The organism is Bacteroides sp. Phil13 (genome assembly GCF_001940965.1).
Classification (GTDB): Bacteria; Bacteroidota; Bacteroidia; order Bacteroidales; family Bacteroidaceae; genus Bacteroides; species Bacteroides intestinalis.
Genome location: NZ_MSHA01000103.1, coordinates 66,766 through 86,615 on the forward strand (window position 1 = coordinate 66,766; position 19,850 = coordinate 86,615).

Sequence of the window (19,850 nt, forward strand, 5' to 3'; positions counted from 1 at the left end):
TAGAATTGTTTCGGCAAATATACAATAAAGTTATAAGAATAGAAAAATAGTTGTAGAATTTAAGCCATGATATTTTTATCCGTAAGTGTTCTGTGAAGATATTACCAGATATAAACAAAGAAAACAGCCCACTAGGAGCTGTTTTCTGACATTAATATACAATCAATTAATATTAAACCTTTTGATGTAAACTAAAGTACTTCTTCATAAACCATATATAGATAAAGCTAAGCAATAAAATTACCCCCAGCAAGAATATATAACCATAGTTCAAACATCCTATATAGCCAATTATTATTATTGCTTGTACCACCATATAAATCAACGAAACCACAACATGAGGCATCCTCAATTCGTTCGCCATCAACTGATACATATGTTTGCGATGAGGTAAACCAATGTTTTCATGAAGCATCAAGCGATGAATGATAGTAAGCACACTGTCGACACCATAAACAGACAACAGGATAATCCAGCCGAAATCTTCTGTTTTAATAATGAGTCTCCCTATCAGAAAAAGAAGAATAAAGGCGATACTCACAGAACCAACATCACCGGCAAAACACTTCGCCTTTTTACGGAAATTAAAGAAACAAAATACAAATACAGAGCAAAGGACGGTATAAATCAAAGCGGGCTCAACAAAAGTGATTATCTTAGAATTTATATAAGCTAATGCACCAAGAATAACCAATGAATAACCACCGGTAATGCCGTTGATACCATCCATGAAATTATAAGCATTAATAATACCTGTGCAAACTATCAATGCGATAATTATCCACCACCACGAAAGAGAAAACAGCCCCCATTGGTAAAACATCAAAGCCATAGCGGTAAAGTGAAATACTAACCGAAAGCCTTGAGAAGTGGAACGAATGTCATCCACAAAACTGATAAAGGTAATTAGGGTCAATGCTAACATGAACCAGGGATATTCCCATTCATTACTCAAGAAATAAGCCAAAGCGCCAAAATAGAAAATGATTCCGCCACCACGCAAAGTAATCCGGGTATGAGAACTTCTCTCATTGGGCTTATCGATGATATTGCACTTATCAGCTATTCTAAAATAAAAAAGTTCTGCCAGAAATAGCAGAACCAATATAATCAGGTAATACATAACCGTACTTGCCCCTTTAATTTTAAATGTTAATTATTAATTTGAAAACGATTTTATCGTTTTCATAATCCCATCAGCAGCACGAACAGGCATTCGTTCAATGCCAAGTGCTGCTTTAATCTTCTCATTACTAACCACGTAATTCTCCGTCAGTTTCCGCAAACGTTCAGTATTCAGCGGCAGATGAAGTAAAGTTCCTAAACCTGCACAACCTTCCATCATCTTCCGGTTCATCTTCCAGATATGAGGTGCTTTACCCATAGCCTCACACATGAGAGTAATCAATTCATTTGTAGATAGGGCTTCGTCATCACCCATGTGATAAATGCCACTCGCTACATTCTTTGTCAGCAAACCTTCCACCACATAACATAAGTTATCAATCGAAGTGAACGAACGCTTATTCTCAAAATCTCCCAAAGGCCAGGGAATGCCTTTCTTTACCACATTATAAAGCAAATTCAGGTTTCCTTTATTGCCCGGGCCATGAATCATGCAGGGTCTCAATATATATACCTGCTTCCTATCATCATGTAGTTTTAATTTTTCATTCTTATTTTTTAATTTATCGAGAATATAATTCTCGGCTGCTATCTTACTCTCTCCGTAAGGTCCTATTGGAGTAGGTATCACATCTTCCCTCAACGCATCCCCTACTACACTATCGGCAGCAGCCTTCACTGAACTAAAGAATATAAACTTTTTAGCTGTAGATTCCAGAAAGAAATCAAAGATCTTCTGAGTCAATCCTGTATTGATATCAAAATACGCCTGTGCAACAGACTGGTTCTTTGTATCATGTGCTTTACCGGCCAGATGGATGATGGCATCAAATTGTGGCAAACGCTGCATTGGAAAAGAAGTTGATTCAATATCTTCCCAAGCAAAAGTCTTCACTACTCCCTCCTTTTCAGGAGCGACGATATCAAGACCATAAAGAACATGACGTTTTTTTAAGGCTACAACTAGATTGGAGCCCACAAAACCGTGAATTCCTGTAATAAGTATATTCATGAGTCTCTTATTTTAAATCATCTAATCGCATTATAGGAATAGTATTCCAATTAATAAGCTTATCAGCCTGTTCTACATTATAAAACTCATAATGATCCAATACCCTTTGAAACTTAGTAAAAGCCCCTTTTATGCCAACATAACTCTTAAAACGACGCATTACAGGTAAGCTTTTCATGACAGGTTGCTCTTCATCAAAATCTCTCGGATGAAAATAAGTCATCATATAATCACTATGTCTTCCCCAATGATTAATCAGCCAATAAGGAAATAAACGGAAGAAACCACCACCGGAAAAAACAATATGTTTACCCATTATCTGATGGATATTTATTGGAAACTCTTTGATAATCCTTCCATCACCAACATCAATACGTTTCGGAACACCTTCTCCATAACTTGGCATACCACCATAATCATGAGGAGCAGGAAACATAGAACAATCATATCTGAATCCCATCTCTGCCAGACAATAAAGCGCCCAAGTATTATTCTTAGTGATAGAAAATCCCGGGGCACGAAATGCATTCACTTCCTCTCCCGTCACATCTTCTATTAGGCGTTTCGCCTTCAATGTATCTGCTTTAAATGTCTTCTCATCAAAACGGAAAGATAACTCATGTTGATAGGAATGACAACCTATATGATGCCCCTGCTTTTGAATAGAATGAATAACATCTGGATGTCTTTCCGCAATCCAGCCAAGGCAAAAAAATGTTCCTTTTTGATTCCGTTTCTCCAATTCTGCAAGAATACGGTCTACTCCCTGATATATACGCACTTCATGTTTATCCCAATTGAAATCACCTGAGATAAAGTCGCAATTATACCAGTCCTCAATGTCGAAGGTTAGTATATTCAAAACAATAATATTTACTAGATTATTTTACAGAAATTCTCTGAGGAATTTCTTTCACGACCTTAGCAGGTCTACCTGCAGCAATTGTCCATGCTGGAATATCTTTTGTAACCAAAGAACCAGCACCAACTATTGCACCCTCACCAATAGTAACACCAGGCATAATAAATGATTCCATACCAACTAAACTACCCTTTTTCATATGGATTATACCTAGTTTATAACCAAGCTTCGCATAATCATCCCCAACACAGTAATTAGATAAATCTCTTTGATGGCATAACAAACGAGTACCGCTAGCTATATGCACATGATCTTCTAATATTATATGATCTGCATGATTCTCATCTACAACAACATGATCTCCAATAAATACTCCCTTGCCTACCTTACAGCCAAGTCTCCTCAATAGAAAAGGACGTAACATTCTTGGATTTATTGGTTCAAAAATAACCCAATTCATCATACTCAATAAAAGAGCATGATACATGTTTCCAAAAAACTTCCCAATAACTTTAAATAGACTGACATCACCATATTCCTCCTCTGAATAATTTAAACCTATAAAACGAAGAAAACGGTATGTTAAACTTAGTTTTTTCATTCTAGTTAATTAAAAATCTTCCTTGAGTATTCGGCACAGATTATCTATACAGATATCTTTTTGAAATTCTCTCTCAAAGTAACAACGCCCATTATATCCCAAAGTCTCAAAAGCCTCCTTATTCACCAGTACATTATTTCGAATTATAGTAGCCAAAGCCTCGTAATCTCCCGCAGGAACAGCATAACCACAATTAGCTTCTTTTATCACGTCTGCTCCACCATTACCAATCATTGCTAAGACAGGCCTTCCAGCAGACATATATGCCTGTAAACGTGCAGGAACTACCATTCCCAAATGAGGGAATCCTGATCGTAAAGTAACAAGCAGAGCATTAGCCTTTTTAAAGAATCCCGGCATTGCTTCAAGTGGAAAACGTCCTAATGTAAATGCTACATCACTCAATTTATTAGCCTCTATAAAATTATCAAGCCATTCCTTTTCACTTCCATTACCTATAAATATCCATTTCAAGTCCTTTATATCTCTCAAAGATAGAATCAACTGAACAACTGCATCTAAATTTTGGGAACGTCCTAAATTTCCAGCAAGCATTATTTTAAAACCATCAGGTAATTGAGGAATAGGATATTCCGAATCTACTTTCAATAAGTCATCACTCCAATTAGGGAAATACTTTATTTTATCAACAAAATCTCCTTTAGATAAAATAGATTCGGTAAAACGCTTACTACTAATCAATATCCTGTCACATTGACCATAGATATTTACCACTAATCTATTTACAAATGATAAGATTTTCCTATTTTTGATTCCGCCACCAGACATCATAGCATCAGGCCATATATCCAACACCCATAGGTAAACTGGAACTTTTCTTAGTTTTCTCAGAAGAATAGCAGGATATGCTTGAAATATAGGCGAGACTTCATGCACAATTACTGCATCATAATTTCTCCAAGCAAAATAAAAAAACACATTAAAACACGAAGAAAAAACAAAACTCAGGTAATTAATCATTAGCCTTAATCCTCCTCCTTTGCCACGTGGTATCTGAAAGGAGCGGTATACATTCACTCCTTTTACATTCTCCCGACGTTTCTTAAAGAGACCATATCCATTATAGATTTGCCCTTCCGGATAATTAGGGATACCTACTAGTGCATCTACTTCATAACCTCTTTTCACTAATTCAAAAGCAATATCATTACTTTTAAAACTCTCAGGATAAAAATACTGTGTAATAAGAAGTATTCTCATTCTATAATACAATTTTACAACTATTGTTACCTATTTTAGTTAAAGCTCTACCTGAAAACATTATCAAGCCTCCTTTATTTGTTAAATTTTTCGGAAATTCAATACTTCCAAATTGAAAAATTGCAGGTAACCAATCTTTCTTTGCTTTATATATTTCCCTCCAAGTTAATCCATCCTGAGTCATCCACAAATGTGAATATTTATCACGATTAATTTTAGAAGGTTCCACAGTAGTTGAAAAATATGCTAAATTACCATTCTGCCCTCCCTTTATAGCAGAACCTTGAATATGATATAAAGTATCTACCTGAAAATCTTTTCTATTTATTTTATAAATAGAATTTATTATATATTGAGAATCCGTAGCATAAATAATAAAATCTTTATAAAAAAACAAATTGGTTGCTCTATAATTCTGCCCTCCACGGAAAATAATATTCAAAGTTTTAAAACCATCTTGGGTATTAGCAATAATACACTCATTATCAAGGTCACCAGTAGTAACCCAAATACAATTAGTATAAGAATCCCAAAATAGTCCATGAATATGATTAATTGTACCTTCTTTAAAAGTATAAACAATATTCCACGTTTTACCATTATCACTAGAATGATAAATATTCACAGCACGTTTTTCAACATTAGCAAAATATTCTCCAAAATAAATATTACTATCCGGAGTAATACATAAATTCATTGGTCTCGATCCACGCAATACATTGAAAGTCTTTCGAAACACCTGTTCTCCTTTCTTACAAAGAAATACACCTTTCTTTGCTATTGCTATATAATCTCCACTAGGTAGCCCATAGAGATTTGTTACCTCAGCACGAAGAAAACGGCGTGTTAAAAAGTAACAAGCAAAAAGAGCATACTTTCCATCATTAATTCGCCCAACATATTCATATGTATTTTTATCAAAATAAAACTTGTATAGCCTATACCCTTTAACTCCTATAAAAAAGTCATCTTTGACTTCTAATACTTTTACATTCTTATAGACTTCTAAGTTGTGCATAGTCATTCCTTCCGCCACACCATCCTATTAATTACCTCTACATAACTCTGAATAATTTTCACTACTTTAGTAGATACATTATCATCCATATAATCAGGTACTGAAATACCATTATCATCATTTTTAACCATCTCTACAGCAATATCTACAGCTTGAAGTAATGACTTCTCGTGAATACCTGCCAACACAAAACAAGCCTTATCTAAAGCTTCAGGACGTTCAGTACTAGTACGAATACAAACAGCCGGGAACGGATGTCCCACACTAGTAAAAAAACTACTTTCTTCTGGCAATGTTCCTGAATCACTCACAACAGCGAAAGCATTCATCTGAAGACAATTATAGTCATGAAAACTAAAAGGCTCATGTTGAACTACTCTTCTATCAAGTTTAAATCTACTTGCAACTAAACGATTACGGCTACGGGGATGGCAACTGTAGAGAATAGGCATATTATATTTCTCTGCCATAGCATTGATAGCATTAAAAAGACTAAAGAAGTTTTTCTCCGCATCAATATTCTCTTCTCTATGAGCAGAAAGTAATATATACTTACCTTTCTCTAAGCCCAAACGTTGATGTATATTGCTCGCTTCTATCTCAGCCAAATTTTCATATAACACTTCAGCCATAGGAGACCCTGTTACATAAGTACGTTCTTTAGGTAAGCCACATTCAGATAAGTATCTACGAGCATGCTCTGAATATGCAAGATTAACATCACTGATAATATCTACGATACGACGATTAGTTTCTTCTGGAAGACACTCATCTTTACAACGGTTTCCAGCTTCCATATGAAAAATAGGAATATGAAGACGCTTCGCTCCTATCACGCTAAGACAACTGTTTGTGTCACCAAGCACAAGTAAAGCATCAGGTTTTATCTGCACAAACAACTTATAAGAACAGTTTATAATATTACCAATGGTGGCACCAAGATCATCACCTACTGCATCCATATAGACCTCAGGAGTTTCAATCTTCAGATCTTTAAAAAAGATACCATTCAAATTATAATCATAGTTCTGTCCTGTATGAGCTAATATCACATCAAAGTACTTTCTACATTTATTAATAATAGCTGCGAGACGTATAATCTCTGGACGTGTCCCCACTACAATGACCAGTTTTAACTTGCCATTATCTTTGAACTTCACACTGCTATAATCTAATTTTGGAGGCCTATTTTCCATTGCTTTCATCTTTTACAGGTAAAAAATAGGTATCTGGATACACAGAATCAAATAACTCATTACAATACATTATGGTAACTAAATCCTGGGTAGCTGACAAATTGATGATATTATGTGTATAGCCTGGCAGCATATGCACAACTTCTATTTTATCACCTGATACTTCAAATTCAATAACCTCATCAGAATCAACCTTACGTTCTTGAATCAACCCATGCCCACTAACTACGATAAAAAATTCCCACTTAGTATGATGCCAATGTTGTCCTTTAACAACCCCTGGTTTAGATATATTTACACTGATTTGTCCATGATTATACGTCTTAATCAATTCCGTGAAACTACCTCTTTGGTCAATGTACATCTTCAAAGGAAAAGCCATTTTTCTTTTAGGAAGATAAGAAAGATAAGTGCTATAAAGTTTCTTTACAAAAGAATTCTTAGGCATTTCGGGAAGAAGTAGTGTCTGTGGCTGCAGTTTGAATTGTTCCAATAAATCTACAATCACACCAAGAGTCACTTTATATGTAGTAGGTACAGCACAATAACGGCCAGTCTTTACAAATATCGTTTCTATTCCATCAAATTCACAACGATGTTCCCTCCCGTTCAGTGAGGCAATCATTTCCTCCACTAAATCATCAATATACAACAATTCCAATTGCGTATTCCTATCATTAATTGTAATAGGGAGATCATTAGCTACATTATTGCAAAAAGTAGCCACAACACTATTATAATTGGGACGACACCATTTACCAAAAAGATTAGGAAAACGATAAACCAAGACCTTTCCTCCTGTTTCTTTACTATAATCGAAGAAGAGTTCTTCACCAGCTTTTTTACTACGTGCATATTCACTCTCACCAAATCGACCTTGCATAGTAGCCTGAATAGAACTAGAGAACATCACAGGACAGGTATTATGATGTTTTTTTAGCATATCAAGTAAAATATTTGCAAAAACAAAGTTTCCTTGCATAAACTCATTTGCCTCTTTAGGTCGATTTACTCCCGCCAAATTGAATATGAAATCAGCTTTCTTACAGTAGATATCTAATTCTTCAAATGTGGATTCTATATCATATTCATACACTTCATCAACTTGCAAATCGTCATAACAACAAACTTTCCCTTCTTTGATATTTTTTAGCTGAGCACAAAGATTTCTTCCTACGAATCCTTTTGCCCCCGTAACAAGTATTTTCATCTTAACTATTTTATTACATTATGTACACCATTAAGTTCATTTTGAATATATTCAAGAGTGGCTAACTTAGCTTTAGTCTCATCCAAATTGAGCCGTTTAGTATTATCAGAGTTAAACTCAGCCAATGTAACACGTTTAGCACTACCTTCTGTAAAATATTTATCATAATTGAGGGTACGATTATCAGCAGGCACGCGATAAAAATTACCCAAATCTTCTGCTTTAGCACATTCTTCATTAGTGAGAAGAGTTTCATACATTTTTTCTCCGTGGCGGATACCAATAACTTTTAGATCTTCTTTCTTACCTCCAAAAAGCTCACATACAGCTTCAGCTTGTGTTTGAATAGTACACGCTGGTGCCTTCTGAACAAGAATATCACCATTAGCACCATGCTCAAAAGCAAACAGGACAAGATCTATAGCTTCATCAAGAGACATTATAAATCGAGTCATATTAGGTTCTGTTAGAGTAATAGGATTACCATTACGAATTTGATCTATCCACAAAGGAATCACCGATCCACGAGAACACATTACATTACCATAACGAGTACAACATATCTTAGTTTTTCCACTATTACGGCTCTTCGCCACAGCCACTTTTTCTTCAATAGCTTTAGTTATCCCCATTGCATTAATAGGATAAGCAGCTTTATCAGTAGAGAGACATATAACACATTCTACCTCTGCTTCAATCGCAGCAGTAAGAACATTCTCAGTACCAACAACATTAGTACGAACAGCTTCCATAGGAAAGAACTCACAACTTGGAACTTGTTTTAAAGCTGCAGCATGGAAAATGTAATTTACTCCAGACATCGAACTACGGCAACTTTCAAGACTACGAACGTCACCTATATAAAACTTGATTTTGTGCGCAAGATCTGGAAATTTAATTTGATACTCATGACGCATATCATCCTGTTTTTTTTCATCACGAGAAAAAATACGAATTTCTTTAATATCTGTAGAAAGGAAACGTTTTAAAACAGCATTTCCAAAACTACCAGTTCCTCCGGTAATTAACAATGTTTTATTAGCAAATATTGACATGATTATAAATTATGAATTAATGATTTAACTTCATTATAAAAAGCTGTTCTTCGAGGATTTAAAACTTCTGAAGAATATTGCCTACTTCTCAAAAAATTATCTTCACTAGTCTTTTCATAATATTGTTTATGCTCTATCAAATCTATGACTTTTAAAGACATACCTCTAACATCTAGATAATCAATCAACAAATCTTTACTTACAAGCTCTGGATTCCCAGAAACAGGTGATGTTATGCAAGGTAATCCTAGTGCCATAGCTTCAATAACAACGCGCGGAAGGCCTTCTGCACGAGTAGGAAGTATAGCAATATCCGCATTTATCATAACTTCTCGCATAGCGCTCTTTGATAAAAATCCTGTAAAACAAATTTTATCCTCTATTTTTAGTTTTCTTGAAAAAGCACGTAACCTTTCAATACCGCCAAAATAATCTTTACCGATAAATTTCACCTCTACATTATATCCCAATTTATTGACTTCATATACCACTTTTATCAACTCGTTATGTCCTTTACGGCTAGCATAAGCAACCTGATTAGCTACATGTACAATCGTAAAACATTTCTTTCGAGGATAAACCCTTGATTTATAATAAAAACTCGGATTTAGTTCAATAGTTGAATAATTAGAAATAACAGCATCTTTATTGAGAGGAAAATATCTTTGTTGCAAATAGTGTTCAGTAACACATGCAACTCCTATTGCATTATTACAAGCTTTAACTTGCCACTGATGTAATATTTTCCATAAAATTTTATAAAGGAGATTATTAGTTGTTTCATATCCATCATAGCAATCAAATACAATCTCTGTTACATAGGGTATTTTCAATTTTATTGCAGTATGCCACAAGGCAAATGCAGTAGTTGAAGGTAATCGAAATATAGCCAAATCACAACCTTTTAATGCCTCTAAAGCAGTAACCCTTACTTTGTTATATAACAGTAAGTATTCTTGAGGTCCCTGAAAGAAAGGAATCTGTATTATTTTTATTCTATTATCATCTACTAAATTATGATACTTATCTAATTCTTCCTTTTCAGTAATAGTTTTCGTTCGTATAGCAAAAAACACCTCATCAAACGCTTTAAGATAACGACTTATAAGTATAATCCCAGCGTCATCAAGATAGTGTTTACCATTTTTCAAATAACAATATTCATCTCCTGATATTACCACTTTCATATTTTCACCAATTATTTTACCATATATTTCAACAATTCTTCCATATAAGTTTCTGCAGAAAAGACATGACGCACTTTCATTTCAGCCATCTGAGCCATTTTGTCAGCAAATAGCTTATTACGTTCTACAAACAATAAATTATCAGCAATATCAGCAATATCACCCGGTTGAGATAGTAATATTTCTTTTTTATCCACAACGTACTTTGAAATTTCTCCAACATTTGTAGCAACAACAGGAGTCCCAGATAACATATACTCACCTAGCTTGGTAGGAAAACCTCCCGAAATATAAAAATTAGGAGTAGTTACTAGACATGAGGCATTATATAAGAGTTTAGGAACATCTGATATATCTACGGTTCCCATAATACATAATCTATCTTTTAATTTGTTATCATCAATAAATTTGTCAAGTTCCTTCTTGTTAGGCATCGAATTATAATTACCTATTAAAATTAAGTTGTAACGACCACCACTCATTATATATTTATTAAATGATTGAAGTGTTTCATACAATCCATCCCGATTATGAGTACCAAAAACAGTAGCAATATATTCACCTCTATTTCTATGTTTCAAATTATCAAATCTTTCCGAATCTATAGTCATCGGTAAAAGAAAACAAGATGAAGGATTTGTAAAGCAAATCGAATAGTAATTAAATAATTCATGAGTCATTACTATTACTCCATCAAAAAGACCTATTTTCTTTTTATATATCCAAGATTTTAATTTTGATTTTCTTATAGATACCGAAGGGTATTCGCTTCTATCTCCTAAATATTTAATACGCAAACATTTGCATATAAACCAATACAATAAATTAACAATAAAAAAAGTTTCTCCATATAATATTAAAACATTTATATTCTTATCTTTAAGATACTTAATAGAGTTTACTACTCCAAACAACAAATTAATAGCTTTAGAAAACAGATTACTATATTTACCCCATGTAGGTTTTGTTGTATAATGATATTCCACTCCTCTACAAATACCATGCTTAGACTTGACATTTTTCGCCATAGAACTAGGAGAATATATCAGAACAAGAGTATATATATTTTTTTTAGACAAAGAGTACAAATAACTCGAAAATCTCAATGTTGAAACATTCCCCTTAGGAAATGGGGCCATTGATGCTACAGCACAACGAATACATTCTGAATCATAAAACATAATTAAAGAGAAAATCAAATCTGCTTAAATCCACTCAAAGAGAAGGTACATAATAATCATTTCCAAAAATTAAATTACACTTATATAAAGGTATTACAGTATATGGAAAAGTTGATTTCATAAAGAATGCTAAAACAACACATATAAATATGATAAATAACAATGAAATAACTATTTTTCTCTTCCCTTGAACTTTAGATAAAATAAACGTTAAGAACAACAAATCTAGTACAAATAATAGCCTCATAAATCGTGAAGCTGCATATGGAATAAAATAAAATACGCTAACAAATACTAAGGCAAAAATATTAATATTGTATATACACTTCATGATAGTTGGAAGTTCTTTATCTGAAACTTTAGAATAATGGTACGCATATAAAGATAATATTACTATTATTATTAATGCATATGAAGAGTTTGTAACCCCTTCTTCACTTTGATAATGTGACACTTTCTCAACAATATAACTTCCCAAATATGGCAAAACTATATTAAAAGTAATTATAATAGCAATACTTACTATCAACAGGTAGAATAAATTTTTTTTTAATGAGATCAATTTACAACTAATACAAGGTAGAAAGAATATATATAAAAAACAGAACGAATGGACAGTACAACCCAGCAATACTAAAACTATAAAATACTTATTATTTTCTGTTTGAGAGAAGGTTAATAAAGCACATAAAAATATAGTGGTCACTATATAATTTCTATTGAAAACAAACTCCATTAGGAAAATCAAGAAATATATTAAAGCAAAGAGTGCTGGATAAGGCGAATATTTAGAACTTATACGATACATAACAAACAAAATACCCAAAGACATTAAAGCCAAAAAGACTTGGTAACTTGAAGTAAAACATCCAACAATAGAATTCAATAAGAGATAACCAAACTCAGGAGAACTACTAAAATCAGGAGATAAAAAGGTATCTTCGTATGCAATATAATCACCATTAAAGGTATTAAATCCCCATAATAGCCACATAAAAATAAAAAAAGCAGCAGCTAATCTTTTTGACTTTGGATAAACTAAGGTAAACACGAACAATAAAATAGTAATGAATATATCAATTTCCATTTTCTTTTTTAACAGTTAACCTGTACATATACACAATAGCCATCATATAGACAATCCCTGCTATCACTTTAATATACGATGCTCCATACCCTCCCCAAAACTTTATAAATGGATAACTAAGGCATACAATTACAATTCCAACAATGAAAGACACATTTCTCAACATCTTTCCTTTTCCTTTAGACAACAAAAATTTATTAAAGAAATCAGCTATCCCATATAGCAAAGCGCCAAAGCACATAAATTTTAACAAAGGAACAGCCTGCAAATACTTATCCCCAAAAACAATAGAAATGAAAGGCTTAGAAAAACACAAAATACACATATAGATCAATACACTTGATAGCAAAAGCATCAATAAAACTTTTTTACTTACACAGCGAGAAAATACAAATTTTTTATATAATACGGTAGCCAAAATATTAGGTAACATTGATAAAGGTATTGAAAGCTGAAGTGCAATATTATAAAAACCAACAGCTGTATTATCAATACTTAACATTCCAAGTAATACTCCCATAAAATTACTTGCTCCTACAGCAAAAAGAGACCCTATATATATAGGTAATCCATATTCTTTATTTAAAGAAAAGATCTCTTTAAAGCAAATCTTCACATTGAAAGCAACAGGTCTTATTTTAAACAAAAGATACAAATAAACAATAATATAAGATACAAAATATAATACCAAAATACTTAACAATCCTCCACTATTATTAAATTGATAAAATATTAGCAAAAAAGAAAAGAATATAACTCTTGGAAATACTCTTGAAACCGATAGCAAATTAATCCGATTATCTCCCTGCAATACTATTTCATTAAATGAAGTATATAAATACACAGAACCAAGAGGAAGTATAGACAAAAACACACCTAATATACCATTATTCTCAAAGTTTTCGGTAAATAAAGAATAAACCAACAATGATAAACACATTATTACAGATAATATTCCCCATATAATGATACCTACATAATAATAACTCCTAATAGCAAGATCATTTTCTGAAATAGATATTAATCGACATATTGAATAAAAAAAACCAAAATTGAACAGAGTTTGTGAAAATACAAATATATTAATAATAAAAGAATAGTTACCATATTGCTCTGTATCCAGAATTCTAGTTAACAAAAAGTTAATCCCCACAAGAAACAACATACTAAAAGCAGTTGCCAATAACAATGTCAAACTTTGACAAGCTGTTTTATTTACATATTTACTTAACAAGCATTTTAACATATGATGATTTATTTCACAAATATTTTCCCCAATAACATAAATGATATTTTGTATATCTAATAATAAGAACTCACCTCTGCAAAAACAATAATAACTTCAATCAATAGACTTTAAATCAATAATCCACTAGAAGATCCCCCTTTATCCAATTAGTATTAAAGCGAATACAAAGGGGAGATTTAATACAAAACATCAATAAGGATGCCTAAAAAGAATATTTCGCATCTCATTGTTAATATCTATTCATAATCAATATATTATAAACTATACTCCCAATCATGTTACGAAGTTAGCAAAATGAAATATTACCACCAACATCTACCCAAATACACTTATAAACGAGTTTACAATATCAAATTTAAGACTTCAATAAATTCAATATTTTATTACTAAATTTATTTGTAATATAGGCTAATATTGTACCTAAAATAAAAATTAAGATATAATCTAAATAATGTCCTAAAAATACAGGAGAATTACATGTATAAATAGAAGAATCCATAAACATATATCTAACATATCCATTATACAAATAAGATTCTAATGAAATCATACCAATCATACACAAAAAATGATTAAGTAAATTATCAATAGATAAGTTATCAAGAAAAACAATCGACAGCACTATTATAATAGGGAACAGACACCAGTTATGTGACAATCCACAATACTTAAGTACAAGCAATGTTATAACAGAACAAATAATAACCCCCATACCATTTATCTTCATACCCTTTTTAATAGCAGGTGATATTGCTATTCCCAAGATAAAACTTGCAGTTCGACGAAAAGCCCATTGTAAATTATCAATAATATTATTATAAGAAGCATTATCAACTCTTATATTAATACTACACAAAAGTAATACAACCATTATTAGTATAAAACCTAATAATAATCTATATTTTGTTCGTTCAAACAAATAATACAATGAAGGAGTAAGGATATATAAAGGAATTAACAATGCAATATACCACATTCCTGTATGCCTCGTCCAAAAGGATAGAGTAGAAAATTCATAAAGACTATCAAAAAAATCAAAGTTACCATTTATTATGTAAAAGCCCCAAAATGGTATTTGTGATAAAGTATATGGTATAAAAATTCGAAGAAATCGTCGTTTATACCATGACAACATCCCACCTGATTTAGGCTTGTTTAAAGAATAGTAACAACCCATTCCAGACAAAAACAAAAAAACATCTACGCCTATATTTCCAATATTTAAAATAGTAGATAGTACACTACACATCTGTACACCATATAAAGAGGCATGACACAATACAATAAGTATAGCAGCTATTCCCATCAACTGCGTTCTATATAAGCTAACTTTAGACAGATCTATTATTAAGTTCATATACAATCACGTTATAGTTATCATTAGCATAACTCGCTTTTTTATATAAAAAATCAATAGCCCCTATACACCAACAGAAGACAAACAATACTTTAGCAAATTAGTTAACCAACTCACCCTTACTGTTCTAATTCTATAAAATAGCTTTATTATAAGAATTAGTTACCAATAAATATTAGTAAAGCAAAACATCACAAACATTTAAATCACAAATAGACCTTTGTGTAACCTTTGATTATTCTAATCTACTTGATTGATTTTCTATTCATTTAGATAATCTATCCTTTCAATTGATTGACATATTCATTGATTATCAATCTAACCAGCTTATAATTTTTGATTAAGACATAATATTTATATCTAGCATGAACACTGCATCATAGACAGTTTTCTGTAATTTACTTTTATATACAAATATAAATAAATCCTTGTTGCTGTAATTCTGATCGATCATAAATATTACGTCCATCAATCACCAGCACTTGCCTCATCGTCTTCTTCACTACCCCCCAACTCGGCATCCTAAACTCCTTCCACTCCGTCACCAGCAACAATGCATCCGTATCCAGCACCGCATCATACATATCCGTAGCATAGACAACCTTATCCCCCATCCTACGTCTACATTCATCCATCGCAATCGGATCATAAACCTTCACGTTTGCACCAGCCTCTATCAACTTATCAATCAAAACCAATGCTGGAGCCTCTCTCATATCATCCGTTTCAGGCTTGAAAGCCAACCCCCATAAAGCAATTTGCTTACCTTTCAAGTCTCCATTATAATGCTTCAATAACTTCTCAAAAAGAATACTCTTTTGTCTCTCATTCACCTCTTCAACAGCCTTCAACACACGCATCGGATAACCGTTCTTTTCAGCAGTCTTTATCAACGCCTTCACATCTTTCGGAAAACAAGAGCCACCATATCCACAACCCGGATACAAGAATTTACTGCCAATACGACTATCCGCACCAATACCTTTACGAACCATATTCACATCAGCACCAACCAACTCACAGAGGTTAGCAATATCATTCATAAAGCTAATCCGTGTAGCCAGCATAGAATTAGCAGCATACTTTATCATTTCCGCACTCGGAATATCTGTAAATATCAAACGATAATTATTCATCATAAAAGGCTTATAAAGACGTTCCATAATGGTCTTGGCCTTTTCCGATTCCACACCTACCACCACACGGTCAGGCTTCATGAAATCATCTACCGCATCACCTTCTTTCAAAAATTCAGGATTGGAAGCCACATCAAACTCTATCTTTACATTACGCTTATCAAGTTCTTCTTGGATGGCCGACTTTACCTTTTGTGCAGTACCTACCGGAACTGTACTCTTAGTCACAACCAGCACATACTTATTCATATTACGCCCAATGGTACGCGCAACCTCCAACACATATTTCAAATCAGCACTGCCATCCTCATCAGGAGGGGTACCGACCGCACTGAATACAACTTCCACTTCATCCAGACATTCCTTCAAGTCTGTCGTAAATTTCAGACGACCAGCAGTATAATTGCGATGCACCATATCCTCCAAGCCCGGCTCATAAATGGGAATAATGCCTTTCTTCAGACTTTCTATCTTACTTTCCTGCACATCCACACAAGTCACATCAATGCCCATCTCTGAGAAACAGGTGCCCGTCACCAAACCGACATAGCCAGTACCAACTATTGCTATTTTCATATTATCTTAGTTTACTTTTGATTACAATTGATAAAAAGAACGATACCAATCTATCGTTTCCTGAACTCCCTCTTTAATCGGTTTATCAGGTTTAAACCCTAATTCATTCTGCAAAGCCGAAGTATCCGCATTCGTTTGATAAACATCTCCCGGCTGCATCGGAAGATATATTTTTTCAGCCGGATGACCGATTGCTTCTTCTATAGCTTGAATAAAGTCCATTAGTTTCACCGGATGAGAATTACCTATATTATATATTTTATATGGAGCAGTAGAAGAACTAGGATCAGGAGCCTGAGCACTCCAATTCTGATTAGAAGTAGGAATATGGTCTATCACTCGAAGAACTCCTTCAACAACATCATCAATATAAGTAAAATCGCGCAGCATATCACCATTATTAAAAACCTTTATCGGCCTCCCGTGCAACATAGCATCAGCAAAAAGGAAAGGTGACATATCCGGACGTCCCCAAGGGCCATAAACCGTAAAGAAGCGCAAACCGGTAGAAGGGATGCCATATAAATGGCTATAAGTATGAGCCATCAATTCATTCGACTTCTTAGTCGCTGCATAAAGGCTTACAGGATGCGCTATGCTGTCTTTTTCTGAAAAAGGAACTTTCCCGTTCAGACCATAAACACTACTAGAACTAGCGTAAATCAAATGCTTAATTCCATAATGGCGGCATCCTTCCAGTATATTCAAAAAGCCATCTATATTACTTTCTACATAAGCATAGGGATTTTCTATAGAATACCTAACACCTGCTTGTGCAGCAAGATTCACAACTTTGTCAAAATACTCATTAGCAAAAAGCATCTGTATCGCCTGTCTGTCCTCCAGACTCATACGAACAAAACGAAATTGTTCATACACATTACTTTGAACAAATTTATACCAATCTACTACATTCTCATCAATTCCTAAAGTTTCCAGACGACCATACTTCAAACTGACATCATAGTAGCTATTTATATTATCTAAACCTACTACCTCATCTCCACGGGAAAGTAAACGCCTACAAACATAGGATCCAATGAATCCAGCAGCCCCAGTAACAAGAATTTTCATATAAACTATGGATAATAAATATTAAGAAACAAACGTAGCAAGAAATTAGTTATAAATCGCACTATTTTACAACGCCTACACGTCAAACCACTTCTGTCCTCTGAGGTAAAACATTCACAATACTATTTCAAAAAGACCCAGCCCCGCAATTTAATCAAAGAAATCAACAACGCCTTTAAATACTTAGTTTAAACTATACAATAAATATCTCTGAAGTAGAATATCATTCAATTATAGTATTAAAATAAAATTTAAACAAAGCTCATACAACAAACCATTTCTCTTTCCATTAATATTATAAGTTATTTAAGATATTACTATTTCACCTCTTCCCATGGATACTGATTCTCCTCAAAATCCTTCAACTCCTCCACAATCTCCGCCTGTTCCAAAGTCAGCTCCTCCCTATTCCAAGTATTAATAATTTCATGAGCCTCCTTCGCTAAACTCTCATCATAAAATTCACCATAACAATACGTCAATAGCCTAACCTTTAACAACGAAGGAGGAAGTTTTGGAAGCACCTCCCAGCTACGATCCAACACACTCTGAATACATTCCTGCTTACTACCATTATCATAAATAGTAGCAGCAAAAGCCACCAACAAGCCAAGACAGAGTTCAGCCTCTTCCTCGACCGTAGTTCCACGAGTATTACAAAGTTCAATAGCTCGTTCGTAGACATCACGGTTCAAACGTGTAAATTGGTCCGCATAGATGGGACTTCCATCTAGCCCATAGGTTAGAAGATGATGGGCTAAAGAAAATAATGATGAAGAATTAGAATCCATATTATAAATTGTTTTATTCCAAAAAGAGAATTTCCTTTGACGAATTCAAGATGATAATAGTATTATTAACCAATAGCTACTATCAATGATAATATCAATCAACAACTACCGGTTCAACAAGCGAAGGGGGTATAAAAGTAGTAGCAATAGCCATGACACCTTCAATATTAACGACCACACGGCGATCATGCCTGATACGAACAAACTCGCCAATAACACCTTTGAAGACACCATCTGTGATACGAACTTTCTGACCTTTCACCAAGTTCAATTCAGTTGACTCAATATAAAGAACTGCTTCGTCGTAACTACCCGCCACGAGAATAAAGCTACGCATCTGCGCATCAGGAATAACGACCGGACGACAATATTCACGATTCATAATGAAACGTATAGGCATTTTTCCCTCGAGTTCATCCTTCAAAGCGTCTATACGCTTACGAGTAGAATGAATAAAGACAAGATTATGAATGGCAGGAACCAACTTACGTACACGCTTACCACCTTTCATTACTATTCCGTAACGCATAGGGATAAAACTCTCTATGTTTTCCTCGTCCAAAATAGCTTTCAAAGCCAATTCACGACTGTAGGAAACACGAACAGCAAACCAGTGGAGTAATTGAGAGTTAGGAGTAGAAAGTTGAGAGTCAGTACTTTCGTTCATGAAATTTTCGCGAAGTTAGTTCGCGTCAGGATATTTTTTAGGGACACCGGAGTAGTGAAATACCTACCGGTCAAATTATGTAATGCGATTATTTTAAGTAGCTTAACTTGCATTCATTTTATTCCAAAACTTTCTACCGTCACGGAAAAAAAGTCTATGAAACAATTATATGGAACTTTTTATATATAAAAAGCTATAAACGAATAGATTAGAGAGAAAAATCGTTTTTTAATCGTTCGTTTAAT

At 33.6% G+C, this 19,850-nt stretch carries 18 protein-coding genes; all 18 read right to left on the bottom strand.

Annotation, left to right across the window (positions count from 1 at the left end):
• Positions 1-172: 172 nt before the first annotated feature.
• Positions 173-1,123: an MraY family glycosyltransferase gene (locus BWI44_RS20455; RefSeq protein ID WP_044534649.1), complete on the bottom strand. Its 951-nt coding sequence runs from the start codon at positions 1,121-1,123 to the stop codon at positions 173-175.
• Between the two features lie 36 nt (positions 1,124-1,159).
• Complete coding sequence (locus BWI44_RS20460; protein ID WP_286816231.1) at positions 1,160-2,137, bottom strand: NAD-dependent epimerase/dehydratase family protein; 978 nt, start codon at positions 2,135-2,137, stop codon at positions 1,160-1,162.
• A 7-nt stretch (positions 2,138-2,144) separates the two neighbouring features.
• Positions 2,145-2,999, bottom strand: a complete 855-nt coding sequence (locus tag BWI44_RS20465; RefSeq protein WP_286816232.1) for a polysaccharide deacetylase family protein — start codon at positions 2,997-2,999, stop codon at positions 2,145-2,147.
• A 19-nt stretch (positions 3,000-3,018) separates the two neighbouring features.
• Positions 3,019-3,600, bottom strand: coding sequence for an acyltransferase (locus BWI44_RS20470; RefSeq protein WP_117707732.1), 582 nt, complete (start codon positions 3,598-3,600; stop codon positions 3,019-3,021).
• A 9-nt stretch (positions 3,601-3,609) separates the two neighbouring features.
• The gene (locus BWI44_RS20475) at positions 3,610-4,821 is read right to left on the bottom strand and encodes a glycosyltransferase family 4 protein (protein ID WP_286816234.1); all 1,212 of its coding nucleotides are present in this window, start codon (positions 4,819-4,821) and stop codon (positions 3,610-3,612) included.
• 1 nt (position 4,822) lies between these two features.
• Positions 4,823-5,857 carry a beta propeller repeat protein gene (locus BWI44_RS20480; protein WP_286816235.1) on the bottom strand — a complete coding sequence of 345 codons (1,035 nt, stop codon included), beginning with the start codon at positions 5,855-5,857 and terminating at the stop codon, positions 4,823-4,825.
• The gene (locus tag BWI44_RS20485; RefSeq protein WP_227073465.1) at positions 5,842-7,035 is read right to left on the bottom strand and encodes a UDP-N-acetyl glucosamine 2-epimerase; all 1,194 of its coding nucleotides are present in this window, start codon (positions 7,033-7,035) and stop codon (positions 5,842-5,844) included. The genes BWI44_RS20480 and BWI44_RS20485 overlap by 16 nt, the downstream gene beginning before the upstream one ends.
• Entirely contained in the window at positions 7,025-8,245 is a 1,221-nt protein-coding gene (locus BWI44_RS20490; RefSeq protein ID WP_227073457.1) for a polysaccharide biosynthesis C-terminal domain-containing protein, read from the bottom strand. Before BWI44_RS20490 ends, BWI44_RS20485 begins: the two co-directional genes overlap by 11 nt.
• A 5-nt stretch (positions 8,246-8,250) precedes the next feature.
• A complete protein-coding gene (locus BWI44_RS20495) occupies positions 8,251-9,300 on the bottom strand; it encodes a polysaccharide biosynthesis protein (protein WP_227073456.1) in 1,050 nt (349 codons plus the stop codon).
• Between the two features lie 2 nt (positions 9,301-9,302).
• Complete coding sequence (locus BWI44_RS20500) at positions 9,303-10,487, bottom strand: glycosyltransferase family 4 protein (RefSeq protein ID WP_286816236.1); 1,185 nt, start codon at positions 10,485-10,487, stop codon at positions 9,303-9,305.
• 11 nt (positions 10,488-10,498) lie between these two features.
• Complete coding sequence (locus BWI44_RS20505; protein ID WP_227073454.1) at positions 10,499-11,515, bottom strand: glycosyltransferase family 4 protein; 1,017 nt, start codon at positions 11,513-11,515, stop codon at positions 10,499-10,501.
• Between the two features lie 187 nt (positions 11,516-11,702).
• The gene (locus tag BWI44_RS20510) at positions 11,703-12,755 is read right to left on the bottom strand and encodes an EpsG family protein (protein ID WP_227073453.1); all 1,053 of its coding nucleotides are present in this window, start codon (positions 12,753-12,755) and stop codon (positions 11,703-11,705) included.
• Positions 12,745-14,001 carry an oligosaccharide flippase family protein gene (locus BWI44_RS20515; RefSeq protein ID WP_286816239.1) on the bottom strand — a complete coding sequence of 419 codons (1,257 nt, stop codon included), beginning with the start codon at positions 13,999-14,001 and terminating at the stop codon, positions 12,745-12,747. Before BWI44_RS20515 ends, BWI44_RS20510 begins: the two co-directional genes overlap by 11 nt.
• 358 nt (positions 14,002-14,359) lie before the next feature.
• Entirely contained in the window at positions 14,360-15,361 is a 1,002-nt protein-coding gene (locus BWI44_RS20520; protein ID WP_227073451.1) for an acyltransferase family protein, read from the bottom strand.
• Between the two features lie 404 nt (positions 15,362-15,765).
• Positions 15,766-17,073 carry a UDP-glucose dehydrogenase family protein gene (locus tag BWI44_RS20525; RefSeq protein ID WP_286816242.1) on the bottom strand — a complete coding sequence of 436 codons (1,308 nt, stop codon included), beginning with the start codon at positions 17,071-17,073 and terminating at the stop codon, positions 15,766-15,768.
• Positions 17,074-17,094: 21 nt separating this feature from the next.
• A complete protein-coding gene (locus BWI44_RS20530) occupies positions 17,095-18,147 on the bottom strand; it encodes an NAD-dependent epimerase (protein WP_286816245.1) in 1,053 nt (350 codons plus the stop codon).
• Positions 18,148-18,464: 317 nt separating this feature from the next.
• Positions 18,465-18,938: a UpxZ family transcription anti-terminator antagonist gene (locus BWI44_RS20535; protein WP_286816247.1), complete on the bottom strand. Its 474-nt coding sequence runs from the start codon at positions 18,936-18,938 to the stop codon at positions 18,465-18,467.
• Positions 18,939-19,032: 94 nt separating this feature from the next.
• Entirely contained in the window at positions 19,033-19,605 is a 573-nt protein-coding gene (locus tag BWI44_RS20540; RefSeq protein WP_007663634.1) for a UpxY family transcription antiterminator, read from the bottom strand.
• Between the last annotated feature and the right edge of the window lie 245 nt (positions 19,606-19,850).

What these genes read in the sequence shown, in the direction of transcription:
- BWI44_RS20520 (WP_227073451.1), bottom strand. Translation starts at nt 15,361, where the DNA reads ATGAACTTAATAATAGATCTGTCTAAAGTTAGCTTATATAGAACGCAG.
- BWI44_RS20495 (WP_227073456.1), bottom strand. Translation starts at nt 9,300, where the DNA reads ATGTCAATATTTGCTAATAAAACATTGTTAATTACCGGAGGAACTGGT.
- BWI44_RS20540 (WP_007663634.1), bottom strand. Translation starts at nt 19,605, where the DNA reads ATGAACGAAAGTACTGACTCTCAACTTTCTACTCCTAACTCTCAATTA.
- BWI44_RS20515 (WP_286816239.1), bottom strand. Translation starts at nt 14,001, where the DNA reads ATGTTAAAATGCTTGTTAAGTAAATATGTAAATAAAACAGCTTGTCAA.
- BWI44_RS20485 (WP_227073465.1), bottom strand. Translation starts at nt 7,035, where the DNA reads ATGGAAAATAGGCCTCCAAAATTAGATTATAGCAGTGTGAAGTTCAAA.
- BWI44_RS20530 (WP_286816245.1), bottom strand. Translation starts at nt 18,147, where the DNA reads ATGAAAATTCTTGTTACTGGGGCTGCTGGATTCATTGGATCCTATGTT.
- BWI44_RS20490 (WP_227073457.1), bottom strand. Translation starts at nt 8,245, where the DNA reads ATGAAAATACTTGTTACGGGGGCAAAAGGATTCGTAGGAAGAAATCTT.
- BWI44_RS20525 (WP_286816242.1), bottom strand. Translation starts at nt 17,073, where the DNA reads ATGAAAATAGCAATAGTTGGTACTGGCTATGTCGGTTTGGTGACGGGC.
- BWI44_RS20500 (WP_286816236.1), bottom strand. Translation starts at nt 10,487, where the DNA reads ATGAAAGTGGTAATATCAGGAGATGAATATTGTTATTTGAAAAATGGT.
- BWI44_RS20470 (WP_117707732.1), bottom strand. Translation starts at nt 3,600, where the DNA reads ATGAAAAAACTAAGTTTAACATACCGTTTTCTTCGTTTTATAGGTTTA.
- BWI44_RS20510 (WP_227073453.1), bottom strand. Translation starts at nt 12,755, where the DNA reads ATGGAAATTGATATATTCATTACTATTTTATTGTTCGTGTTTACCTTA.
- BWI44_RS20505 (WP_227073454.1), bottom strand. Translation starts at nt 11,515, where the DNA reads ATGGCGAAAAATGTCAAGTCTAAGCATGGTATTTGTAGAGGAGTGGAA.
- BWI44_RS20460 (WP_286816231.1), bottom strand. Translation starts at nt 2,137, where the DNA reads ATGAATATACTTATTACAGGAATTCACGGTTTTGTGGGCTCCAATCTA.
- BWI44_RS20535 (WP_286816247.1), bottom strand. Translation starts at nt 18,938, where the DNA reads ATGGATTCTAATTCTTCATCATTATTTTCTTTAGCCCATCATCTTCTA.
- BWI44_RS20455 (WP_044534649.1), bottom strand. Translation starts at nt 1,123, where the DNA reads ATGTATTACCTGATTATATTGGTTCTGCTATTTCTGGCAGAACTTTTT.
- BWI44_RS20475 (WP_286816234.1), bottom strand. Translation starts at nt 4,821, where the DNA reads ATGAGAATACTTCTTATTACACAGTATTTTTATCCTGAGAGTTTTAAA.